Source organism: Actinomadura sp. NPDC048032, assembly GCF_040653175.1.
Classification (GTDB): Bacteria; Actinomycetota; Actinomycetes; order Streptosporangiales; family Streptosporangiaceae; genus Spirillospora; species Spirillospora verrucosospora.
The window spans coordinates 1-10,542 of record NZ_JBEZJP010000290.1; the positions used below are offsets into that span (position 1 = coordinate 1).

A 10,542-nucleotide genomic window follows, 5' to 3' on the forward strand; every position below is an offset into this window, starting at 1 on the left:
CGCGGTGGCCTGGGCTCTCTCACCGGGGACGAGGCGGGGGTACGAGCGGGCATGCGGCCGACCTTACTAGCCGGCCGCCCGCAGGTTGCGCGGGGTGCAGCCGGTTCGCGCTGTACCGGGGGTTCCGGCGGGAGTACGGGATGGCGCCGAGCGACTACCAGCGCCAGCTCCGCCTGCGCGCCGCGCGCCGCCTGCTCGCCGGGGGCGACGCGATCGGGGACGTGGCGGCCCGCACCGGTTTCGCCGACCAGAGCCATCTGACGCGCTGGTTCGTCCGCTGCTACGGCATGACCCCCGGCGGCTACCGCGATGCTTGTACGGGTTAGGGGAGAATGCCGCCCATGAGAAGGGCGAGCGGGGCGATGTTCGGGCTGGCGTACGGGGACGCGCTGGGCGCGCCGACCGAGTTCCTCACGATGAAGCAGATCCACCGGCGGTTCGGCGAGCACGGCCCCGCGCGGCTCGACGGCGACCCGGCGCTCGTCACCGACGACACCCAGATGGCGATCGCGGTCGGGCTCGGGCTGCTGGACGCCCTGGCGAACCCTCCGTTCACCCCCGATCTGATCACGCCGATGTGGCGGCGGCGCTTCGTCGACTGGCTGAACAGCCCGGACAACAACCGCGCGCCCGGGAACACCTGTCTGCGCGCGTGCGAGAACCTGGCCGCCGGGAAGCCCTGGGCGGAGGCCACCGTGGCGGGTTCCAAGGGGTGCGGCGCCAACATGCGCGTCGCGCCGGTCGGCCTCGCCCCGGGGCTGTCGGAGGAGACGCGGGCCGGGGCGTCGCAGCTCCAGGCGGCCCTCACCCACGGGCATCCGACCGGGCTCGCGGCGAGCGAGCTGACGGCGTTCGCCGTCCGGTGGCTGGCCGACGGCATGGCCCCGTCCGACCTGACCGCCGCGCTGCGGGCCCGCTGCCGCGACCAGCGCGGCGTCTACCACGAGCGCTGGCTCGGCACCCTGTGGCAGCAGCCCGGCGTCGACACCCCGGAGGCGTTCATCGCCCGGGGCTGGGACGAGTGCCTGGACGTCCTCGACCGCCTGGACGAGGCCGTCGCACGCGGGGACCGGACGTCCGACCCGTGTGGGGCCACGGGCGCGGGGTGGGTCGCCGAGGAGGCGCTCGCCACCGGTCTGCTGTGCTTCCTGCTCTTCCCGGACGAGCCGGTCAGGGCGATCTGGCGCGGCGCGGCCAGCTCGGGCGACTCCGACTCGATCGCGTGCCTGGCCGGGGCGTTCGCGGGCGCGCACCTCGGCATGGACGCCTGGCCGGGCGAGTGGTCCGCCCGCATCGAGTACGCCGCCGACCTCGCGAGGTTCGGCGAGGCCTGGGACTGATCCCGCGAGAGCACCGCTCTTGACTCTCGGTCGCCCTATAGCTAATATCCTTAGCCATAGAGCTACAGCGATTCAAGGAGTGCGCGATGAGCGAGACCCGGTTCCTCGACCTTCCCGGCGGCCGGCTGGCCTACGACGACAGCGGCGACGGCCCGCTCATCGTGTGCCTCCCCTCGATGCTCGACCTGCGGTCGCAGTACCGGTTCCTCCGGCCGCTGCTCCTGGACGCCGGGTACCGCGTCGTGACCGTCGACCAGCGCGGGATGGGCGAGACCAGCGCGCGCTGGCCCGAGTACGGGAGCACGCCGCTGGCCCACGACCTGCTGGCCCTGCTCAAGCACCTGGACGCGGGCCCGGCGCTGGTCTACGGCTGCTCCAACGGCGCGGCCGCCGCGGTGTGGGTCGCGGCCGAGGCGCCCGAGCTGGTGAAGGGGCTCGTCCTGGCGGCGCCGTTCGTCCGCGACGGCAAGGGCGGCTTCGCGCAGAAGCTGACCACCGCCCTCATGCGGGTCCCCGGCCTGGCCCTGCCGCTCTACATGTCGTACTACCCCAAGTGGGAGCCGAAGCCCCCGGCCGACTTCGCCGAGCACAAGGCCAAGCTGAAGGCGAACCTCCAGGAGCCGGGACGCGGCAAGGTCATCGCCGGCTACCTGAGCATGTCCCACGCCGAGTCCGAGGCGCGGCTCGACCGGGTGCAGGCGCCCGCGCTCGTCATCATGGGCACGGGCGACATCGACTGGCCCGACCCGGCCGCCGAGGCCGAGTGGGTCGGCCGGCGGCTGGACGGCGAGGTCGTCCTGCTGGACGGCGCCGGCCACCACCCGCACGTGGAGTTCCCCGAGAAGGTCGCCGAGGCCGTCACGGCCTTCCAGCGCTCCCTCTAGGACGCCGACCAGCCCGTCCAGGCCTCGATGGTGACGGCGATGACCGGACCCTCCGGCGGACGCTCGCGGTACTGGGGGTAGCGGTCCGCCAGGAGCCGCACAGGTTCTGCCATGCGGGCGGGGTCGTTGACGACGGCCGCGTGACCGTCCACGCGGACCCACCAGAGGCGGTCCCAGTCGTCCTCGTAGTGGTCGGCCAGGAGCGCGACGCGGGGATTGGCCCGGATGTCGGCGAGGCGCCGCAGCTCCCGGGTGCTCTTGGGCTTGTGGTCGACGGCCGTGTAGACGGCGCCCCGGTGGACGGCGAACGTCACGGGGACGAGGTGCGGCCGGGCGTCCTCCCCCACGGTCGCGAGGCGCGCGACCGGCACGGTGGTCAGCAGGCGGCGCGCCTCGTCCGGCGCAAGCTTCGGCACCCCCTCAGACTGCCATGCCGCTCCCATGCCGCTCCCCCGCGCGGGGTAGGGCGTTCGGCCCCCGGCGGGAGGCGCGAGGGACGGGGGCGCGGAGAGGCTCGTCCCATGGATTCGGTCGGGAGGCTGTGGCCGCGCTGGGCGGGGTACGCGGCCGGGGCATGGTCGGTGGGCGCGGTGGGGCTGGCCCTGTACTGGGCGAGCGGCGGGGAGACCGGATCTCCGCTGGCGGACGCCGATGCGGCGGCCTGGATGATCGCCGCCCTGCTGGGCGTCGGCGGGATCATGGCGGTGTCGAGCGTCCGCGACGTCGGGCGGCAGATGCCGCGGTGGTGGCCGCTCACCGGACTCTGGACGGCGTGCGTGCTGGCGGGGGCCGGAACGTTCGGCTTCGTGATGAACGCGCTGCAACTCGTCTTCGACGGGACGGTCGACGACTGGCCGAGGTTCGCCGTCGAGTCCCTGTGCGCGGTGGGCGCGGCCCTTCTCGCGGGGACGGCCCTGGCCTACCAGCGCGGCACGGCGGGAAGGTGCGCGCGGTGCGGCCGGGAGCACACGGGGACGGGGACCGCGAAGGCTCCGCCGCCCGTGTCGCCCGCGCCGCGCGCGGTGCGGTGGGCCGCGTACGGCGGGGCTCTCGGCTTCGCGCCTTACGTCGCCATGAAGACGACGTGGGCGTTCGGGGGTTCCTTCGCGGGGATCGAGGGCGAGCAGGTCGTGGCCGAGTTCGAGCGCAACGGCGCGTCCGGGCTGGTCCTCACGCTGGAAAGGTACGGGCTGGACTTCACCACCCTGTCGGCGCTCGCCGGAGTCTTCCTGCTCATGGGGCTCACGCACGCATGGGGGCAGGTCTTCCCGCGCTGGGTTCCGCCGCTTGCCGGGCGAAGGGTGCCGCGCTGGCTGCCGCTCGCCCCGGCCTGGCTCGGCGCTCTGACGCTCGGGCCCTACGGGGTCGCCGGGACCGTCGCGTACCTGCTGCCGCCCGTCCTCGGGCTGCGCGACCTCCCGCACGACGGGCTCATCAGCGGCTGGTCCGGCTGGACGGTCGCGGCGTGCGGGATCGGCGCGTTCGCCGCCTACGGCGTGGCGCTGGGCGCGGCCGCGTGGTCGTACCAGCGGCGGACCCGGCCGCTGTGCGTCAGTCCTGGAAGTCCGGGGGGCGGTGCTCCCTCCGCGCCTTGATCGCCTCTTCGAAGTTGTGGGTGGTGAGGCGGACGTACAGCTGGGCGAGCCCCTCCTGGCCCATGTGGGCGTCCAGGCTGGCGGCGTCCAGGCTCGACCACAGCATCCGCTTCGTCAGCTCGGTGCCGGGGCGGCTGAACCCGGCGATCCGCTCGGCCAGCTCGTAGCAGGCGTCGAGGAGCTTGTCGCCGGGGACGACGCGGGACAGCAGGCCGATCCGCTCGGCCTCGGCGGCCTCCACGTCGCGACCGGACAGCATCAGCTCGAACGCCCGGGACGCGCCGATCGCGCGCGGCAGCAGGTAGCTGAGGCCGAGCTCGCTCGCGGTCAGCCCGTTGTTGATCCCGGCCGCGCGGAACAGGGCCGTGTCCGCGCCCAGCCTGATGTCGGCGGCGAGCGACAGGCACAGGCCGCCGCCGATCGCCGGGCCGTTGACCGCCGCGATGACCGGCTGGTGGACGCGCCGCATCGCCCGCACCACGTCGTCCAGCAGCTCCATCGAGCGCAGCGCGATGGTCGGGAGCGTCAGCCCGTCGATGCCCGGGATGTTCCCCGGGTTCTCCAGATCGGCCCCCGAGCAGAACCCCCGGCCGGCGCCGGTGATGACGACGACGCGGGTCCCGTTGTCGCGGCTGACCTCCTCCAGGGCCTCCCGGAAGGGCACCATCACGTCGAACGCCATCGCGTTCATCCGCTCGGGCCGGTTGAGGGTGATGAGGGTGACGTTCGGGCGCGGCTTGTCGACCAGGACGAAGGGCAAGGCGGGCCTCCCAGAGTGACCTAACAAGCGTTAGGTTACACGCGGGGGAAGTCGGGCGGCGCGAGGCCCCGCTCGACCACCTTCGCCAGTTCCTCCTCCGTCAGGACGCGCGGCTCCCCGATCGTCTTCGCGCGGACGTACACCCCGCACAGCCACTCCAGGAGGCGCGCGTTCTCGTACGCCTCCTCCAGGTCGCGGCCGATCGTGACGCCCCCGTGGTTGGCCATCAGCGCGGCGCGCTTGCCGCCCGCCATGGCCGTCCGGACGTTCTCGGCGAGTTCGGGCGTCCCGTAGGTGGCGTACTCGGCGACCTTCACCACGCCGCCGAGCAGGAGCGTGTTGTAGTGGATCGGCGGCAGCTCGCTCATGGTCGTCGCCACGACGGCGCCGTAGGTGGAGTGCGTGTGCACGATGGCGGAGGCCGGGGTCGCCTCGTAGAGGGCGAGGTGCATCGGGGTCTCGGACGAGGGCGCCTTGTCCCCCTCGACCCACCGGCCGGCGATGTCCACGACCGGGCAGTCGGCCGGCTCCATCCGGTCGAGCATCATCCCGCCCGGCGTGACCGCGACCAGGTCGCCGGACCGGACGCTGACGTTGCCGGACGCGCCCGTCACCAGCCCGGTCGCGGCCAGCCGCCGGCCGACCCCGCACAACGCGTCCCGCTCGTCCCTCAGCAACATGCGAATACCTCTCACATTCCGTGGCCTGCACCGCGTACGCTACGGCCCAGACGATCACTAAGGGGCCGGACATGACCGTCGTCACTCTCGGCGCGCACATCCTGGACGTGCTCGCCCGCCCGGTGGAGGGCATCCCGGACGGCCAGGGCACCGTCGTCGTCGAGCGGATCCGGGTGACCGCGGCGGGCGCCGCCGCCGGGACCGCCGTCGCCCTGGCCCGCCTCGGCAACGAGGTCGTCTCGGTCGGCGCGATCGGCGCCGACGACCTCGGCGACCTGCTGGTCACGATCATGGCGCGCGAGGGCGTGGACGTGCGCGGGCTCGTCCGGCGGACGGCCGAGCAGACCAGCGCGTCGATCCTGCCGATCCGGCCGGACGGCGGGCGCCCGAGCTTCCACGTCCCCGGCGCGAACCTGACCCTCGCCCCGGACGCGGTCGGGCCGGGCCTGCTGGAGGCGGCGAGCGCGGTGCACCTCGGCGGCCCCGACGTCACGTTCGGCCTCAACGACCCGGCCTTCCTCGCCGTGCTCGACGCCGCACGCGAGGCCGGCGCCGTCGTGACGATGGATCTGCTGTCCACCATGCCCGACCTGCTGGACGGCGCCGCCGCCTTCCTGCCCCACGTCGACCACTTCCTGCCGAACGAGGAGCAGGCCGCCCTCATGACCGGCGAGGACGACCCGGAGAAGGCCGCCGCCGCGCTGCTCGCGCGGGGGCCCCGCACGGTCGTCGTCACGCTCGGCGGGGAGGGCAGCCTCGTCGCCACCGCCGAGGGCGCGCACCGGCTGCCGGCGCTGCCCGTCGAGGTCGTCGACACGACCGGCTGCGGCGACGCCTACTGCGCGGGGTTCATCACCGGCCTGACGCACGGGAAGGACGTGCTGGAGGCCGCGCGCTGGGGCACCGCCGCGGCGGCCACCGTCGCCCAGGGGCTCGGCTCCGACGCCGGCCTCACCGACCTGGACGCGGTCCTCGCCCTGCTGGACTGACCTCGCCCCGCCGGACCGGCACGGGCCGGAACGACGCGGGCGCTCAGAGCGGGGACGCGCCGCGGACCCGGTGCAGGACGGCGTTGGCGGCCCCGGCGAGCTGCTCCAGCCGGAACACCTCCGTCCGGTGGAACGGCGGCGCGCCCGTCCGGGCGACCACCAGCGCGACCCCGCCCGCCGCGAGCGGGCAGACCGCGAAACGCGTGCCGTCCGGCGCCGTGAACGCCCGCGGCCTCAGCGGCCGCAGGTCCGGCAGGACCGTCCCCGGCTCGCCGCCCGCGCTGGCGTGCACGAGGACCGCCTCGTCCTCCCCCTTCAGTTCGGCGAGGCCCGCCCAGTCGGCGCTCAGGACGGCCGGGACGGCGTCGGCGAGGATCTCCAGGCCGCGCTCCGGGACGGCCGCGACCTGGCCGATCACGGCCGCGTCGGGATGGGCGCCCTGCGGCTCGGCCGTCGGCCAGATCCCGACGACCTCCACGCCCGGCACCGAGCCGAGGCCCCCGGTCAGCCGCTCGGAATCGGCCCCCGCGGGCCACGCGACGGTGAAGTCGTCCATCGCCCGCCCGTTGTCGCGTTCCAGGACCGTCATCTGCACCACGTCCGCGCCCGCCGCGCCGAGGGTCCGCGCGACCTGCCCCAGCGAACCGGGGCGGTCCGGCAGGCGCACCCTTATTCGCAGCAACATCGCCACCTCCAGTCTCCGTGCGAGGTCCCCAGCTTCGGCGACACCCGTTTCCCCTGTGTTACCCAGACGTGTCATCCCAAGAAAACGGCACGGAAAGTCGGTGCTGGAACGGCGGGCACGGGTCAAACTAGAGTCCGGTGGAGGTCATCGGTTGGCCTGACGTCTCCTGCCGTCCAGCATTAAGGTGACTCTACGTGTCGAGGGACGGGGAACCCCCAGTCAGCGAAGCCTCCGGTGCCGGGCCCGAGCCGGCGCGCGCCGGGGACGCCGGGGACGCCGGCGGGGACGATGTGGGCGCGGTGCTGCACGCCGAGGTGCGGGACGCCCTCGCCGGGCTCACCGCCCGCCTCGACCGCGAGCGCGAGCGCGCGGAGCACCGCGAGGCCGTCATCGACCGGCTCCACGAGGAGAACCAGCGGCTGCGGCGCGGGGAGCTGCAGTCGATGCTGGAGCCCGTCCGCGCGGCGCTGTACCGGCTGCACGACCAGGCGCGCCGCGAGGCCGAACGGCTCAGCGCGCCCGATCTCGCCGAGGCGCCCGACCCGCGGCGGACGGCGGTGCTGCTGGCGGCGCTGGCCGACGACGTCGCCGACGCGCTCGCGCGGCTCGGCGTCGAGCGGTTCACCGTCGAGCCGGGCGCCCCCTACGACGCGTCCCGGCACCGCCCGGTCGCGGTCACGCCCGTCGAGGACCCCGTGGCGGACGGCACCGTCACGGCCGTGCAGTCCGACGGGTTCGAGCAGAGCGGAAAGGTGCTGCGCAAGGCGGCGGTCAGCGTCGGCAGGCTCGCCGAGCCGGCGCCCGCCGGCGAGGCGTCGCACAACGGACAGACGACGAACAGCGGGTGAGGGACATGGCCGTCTACGGGATCGACCTGGGAACGACGTACTCCTGCATTGCCTCCATCGACGACGTGGGCCGGCCCGCGGTCCAGCGGAACCTGGAGGGCACCGACACCACGCCGTCCGTCGTGTTCTTCGAGAGCGGCGAGAACGTCGTCGTCGGCCAGACCGCGAAGGACACCGCGGTCCTGGAGCCCGACAACGTCGTCAGCCTCATCAAGCGGGACATGGGCCGCGACGTCACCCGCCCCATCCACGGGATCGACTTCACGCCCGAGGAGGTGTCGGCGTTCATCCTGCTGAAGCTGGCGACGGACGCGCGCACCACCACCGGCGAGGAGACCCGCGACGTGGTCATCACCGTCCCGGCCTACTTCGGCGTGGCCGAGCGCGACGCGACCCGCAAGGCGGGGCGCATCGCGGGGCTGAACGTCATCGACATCGTGTCCGAGCCGATCGCCGCCGCGATCACCTACGGCGTCCTCAACCCCGAGACCGACCGCACGATCCTGGTGTACGACCTCGGCGGCGGGACGTTCGACACCACCGTCATCGCGCTGCGCGGGGGCCACATCGAGGTGGTGTGCACCGACGGCGACCACGAGCTCGGCGGCGCCGACTGGGACGCCCGGCTCGTGGAGCACCTGGCCGAGCGGTTCCGCGCCGAGCACCCCGACGCCGGCGACCCGCTGGACGACCGGCAGACCGAGCAGCAGCTGCGCCGCGACGCCGAGGACGCCAAGAAGGCCCTCACCACCCGCACGTCCCACACCGTCCGGGTGATGCACGCCGGGCGGGTCGCCTCGGTCGAGGTGACGCGGGAGAAGCTGGAGGAGCTGACCCAGGACCTCCTCGACCGCACCGTGGAGATCACCGGCCGGACGCTGGCCACCGCCGCCGAGAAGGGCGTCGAGGACTACGACGACCTCGTCCTCGTCGGCGGCTCCACGAAGATGCCGGTCGTCGCGGCGCGGCTGCAGACCGAGCTCGGCCTCGCCCCCCGCCTCCAGGACCCCGACCTCGCGGTCGCCAAGGGGGCCGCCCTGTACGCGTTCGAGGAGACCTACCGGCGGCTCGTCCAGGAGGGCGCCGCCGAGCGCGCCGAGGAGATGGCGAACCGGGCGGGCCTGTCGGCCGAGCAGCAGAAGCAGATCGCCGGGCGGCGGATCAGGACGGTCGCCTCGCACGCGTTCGGGATCGTGGTCGTCGACCGGGAGACCGGCGCCGAGAGCGTCGCGCACCTCGTGCACGCCAACGACGAGCTGCCCGCCGCCAGGACCGAGGACTTCTTCACCGTCTACGACGACCAGACCTCGGCCGACGTCCGGGTCATGGAGCAGGCCGGCGTGGTGGAGTCCGCCGACCTGATCGACAACACCGAGATCGCGACCGGCGAGATCCGCGTCCCGCCGGGCAAGAAGTCGGGCTGGCCGATCGGGGTGACGTTCGAGCTCGACTCCTCCGGCCTGCTGAACGTCACGGCCGTGGAGAAGGAGACCGGGGAGCGGCTGGAGCTGAAGGTGGACGTCGGCGGCATGTCGGAGGAGGAGGTCGAGCGCTCCCGCAAGGCCCTCTCCCGGGTCCAGGTCAGCTGAGCGGGCCGCGGATCCCCTGGAGGCGCCCGTGGCGTTCGACGAGGACTACCGGCGGGAGGTGCTGGAACCCGCGCGGGCCGCGGGCGACCGGCCCCCCGAAGACCTGCGCGTCCGCTACGCGCTGGACGGGGCGCTGGACGCGGCGGCCGTCGCGGCCCGGGTCAGGCTGGTCCGGCAGTGCTGGCGGCGGGCCCGCGGGCAGCTGAAGTACCGCAAGCTCATCGACCGGCTGGAGGCCGAGCACCGCGAGCTGGCGCCGCTGTTCTCCGCCGCCGAGCGCGGCGACACGCGCCCGCTGGAGGCGCGGCTGCGCGGCGGCCGCGAGCTCGCCGAGCGCCGCCTCGGCGAGGCCCGCGCCCGCCTCGCCGACGCGGCCGGGGCGCTGCGGATGGCCACGCCCGCCGAGGTCGAGGCCATCGCCCGCACCTCCGGGGTGCGGGGCGAGGAGCTGGCGGGGCCGGCCGCCGCCGACGGCGTCGAGATCCGCGAACCCGACGCGCTGCCGTCCGCCGCGCCCTACCCCGCGTACCGGAAGGTGCGCGAGTCGCTGGACGTCCTCGGCAGGCGCCACCTCGCCGACTTCCTCTTCGGCGCCCGCCTCACCGGCCCGATGCGGGTCCTGGACGGCTTCGCCGTGCCGGGAGGCGGCCTGCGCCCGGACGGGGACGCGGTCGCGGCGGCCGGAGCCGAGTGGGCGCGCCGCAGCCGCGACACCACCACCACGCACGCCGACACCGTGCTGGCCGCGCTCCGCTCGGGCGCCGACCTGCCCGCACTGCTGCTGTTCGACATCGCCGACCGGCTCCGCGAGCGCCTGCGGCAGCGGGCGTCCGAGCGCGCCCTGCTCCGGTACGCCGCCGAGGAGCTGGGCGTCGAGCAGGGCGACGCCCGCCGCCTGGTGTTCGCCGTCGTGCGCGAGACCGACCGGGGCGGCGGCCTCGCCGGGCGGCTCCGCGCGCTGCTGGACTCCGGCGACGTGCACGCGGCGGCCGGGCTGGCCGACGCCGCGCGGGTCCCGCACCCCTCCCCCGGCGCCGAGCCGCCCGAGGAGGAGGTGCTCGCCGCCGAGGCCCGGCACCGCCTCGGCACCGCGCTGCGCCTGCGCGAGGCCGCGTCCGCCGAGCCCGACCCGGACCGCGCCCACCGCCTGCTCGCCGACGCGCTGCCGCCCC

Annotated in this window: 11 protein-coding genes and 1 pseudogene; 8 read left to right on the top strand and 4 right to left on the bottom strand. The window is 74.7% G+C overall.

What is annotated here, in order from left to right; translation table 11 throughout:
• From AB0C69_RS29260 to AB0C69_RS29270, 3 genes are all read left to right on the top strand, one after another.
• Positions 1-326: AraC family transcriptional regulator (locus AB0C69_RS29260; RefSeq protein WP_360358367.1), on the top strand; the 326-nt coding region annotated here is incomplete at its 5' end.
• Positions 327-341: 15 nt separating this feature from the next.
• Positions 342-1,340: an ADP-ribosylglycohydrolase family protein gene (locus AB0C69_RS29265; protein WP_360358368.1), complete on the top strand. Its 999-nt coding sequence runs from the start codon at positions 342-344 to the stop codon at positions 1,338-1,340.
• Between the two features lie 86 nt (positions 1,341-1,426).
• The gene (locus tag AB0C69_RS29270; protein ID WP_360358369.1) at positions 1,427-2,224 is read left to right on the top strand and encodes an alpha/beta hydrolase; all 798 of its coding nucleotides are present in this window, start codon (positions 1,427-1,429) and stop codon (positions 2,222-2,224) included.
• Here AB0C69_RS29270 and AB0C69_RS29275 read toward each other — a convergent pair.
• Positions 2,221-2,640 (bottom strand): TIGR03668 family PPOX class F420-dependent oxidoreductase, encoded by a 420-nt coding sequence (locus AB0C69_RS29275; protein ID WP_360358370.1) that lies wholly within the window; start codon positions 2,638-2,640, stop codon positions 2,221-2,223. The two genes, AB0C69_RS29270 and AB0C69_RS29275, sit on opposite strands and share 4 nt — an antisense overlap.
• Positions 2,641-2,745: 105 nt before the next feature.
• Here AB0C69_RS29275 and AB0C69_RS29280 point away from each other — a divergent pair, with 105 nt between their 5' ends.
• Positions 2,746-3,819 (top strand): hypothetical protein, encoded by a 1,074-nt coding sequence (locus tag AB0C69_RS29280; RefSeq protein ID WP_360358371.1) that lies wholly within the window; start codon positions 2,746-2,748, stop codon positions 3,817-3,819.
• On the opposite strand, the gene AB0C69_RS29285 is transcribed toward AB0C69_RS29280, so the two are convergent.
• Both AB0C69_RS29285 and AB0C69_RS29290 read right to left on the bottom strand, forming a co-directional pair.
• Entirely contained in the window at positions 3,776-4,579 is an 804-nt protein-coding gene (locus AB0C69_RS29285) for an enoyl-CoA hydratase (protein ID WP_360358372.1), read from the bottom strand. The genes AB0C69_RS29280 and AB0C69_RS29285 overlap by 44 nt on opposite strands.
• A 35-nt stretch (positions 4,580-4,614) precedes the next feature.
• Entirely contained in the window at positions 4,615-5,259 is a 645-nt protein-coding gene (locus AB0C69_RS29290; protein ID WP_345182386.1) for a class II aldolase/adducin family protein, read from the bottom strand.
• Positions 5,260-5,330: 71 nt separating this feature from the next.
• On the opposite strand from AB0C69_RS29290, the gene AB0C69_RS29295 reads away from it, so the two are divergent.
• Entirely contained in the window at positions 5,331-6,248 is a 918-nt protein-coding gene (locus AB0C69_RS29295) for a carbohydrate kinase family protein (RefSeq protein WP_345182384.1), read from the top strand.
• A gap of 43 nt (positions 6,249-6,291) precedes the next feature.
• Here AB0C69_RS29295 and AB0C69_RS29300 read toward each other — a convergent pair whose 3' ends face one another.
• On the bottom strand, positions 6,292-6,933 hold the full coding sequence (locus AB0C69_RS29300; protein ID WP_345182382.1) for an ACT domain-containing protein: 642 nt from the start codon (positions 6,931-6,933) through the stop codon (positions 6,292-6,294).
• Positions 6,934-7,127: 194 nt separating this feature from the next.
• Between AB0C69_RS29300 and grpE the strand changes: the two genes are divergently transcribed.
• The 3 genes and pseudogenes from grpE to AB0C69_RS29315 all read left to right on the top strand — a co-directional run.
• Positions 7,128-7,781 carry a nucleotide exchange factor GrpE gene (grpE, locus tag AB0C69_RS29305; protein ID WP_345182380.1) on the top strand — a complete coding sequence of 218 codons (654 nt, stop codon included), beginning with the start codon at positions 7,128-7,130 and terminating at the stop codon, positions 7,779-7,781.
• Between the two features lie 5 nt (positions 7,782-7,786).
• Positions 7,787-9,370: an Hsp70 family protein gene (locus tag AB0C69_RS29310; RefSeq protein ID WP_360358373.1), complete on the top strand. Its 1,584-nt coding sequence runs from the start codon at positions 7,787-7,789 to the stop codon at positions 9,368-9,370.
• A 28-nt stretch (positions 9,371-9,398) separates the two neighbouring features.
• Positions 9,399-10,542: pseudogene (locus tag AB0C69_RS29315) on the top strand (hypothetical protein); the annotation flags it as partial.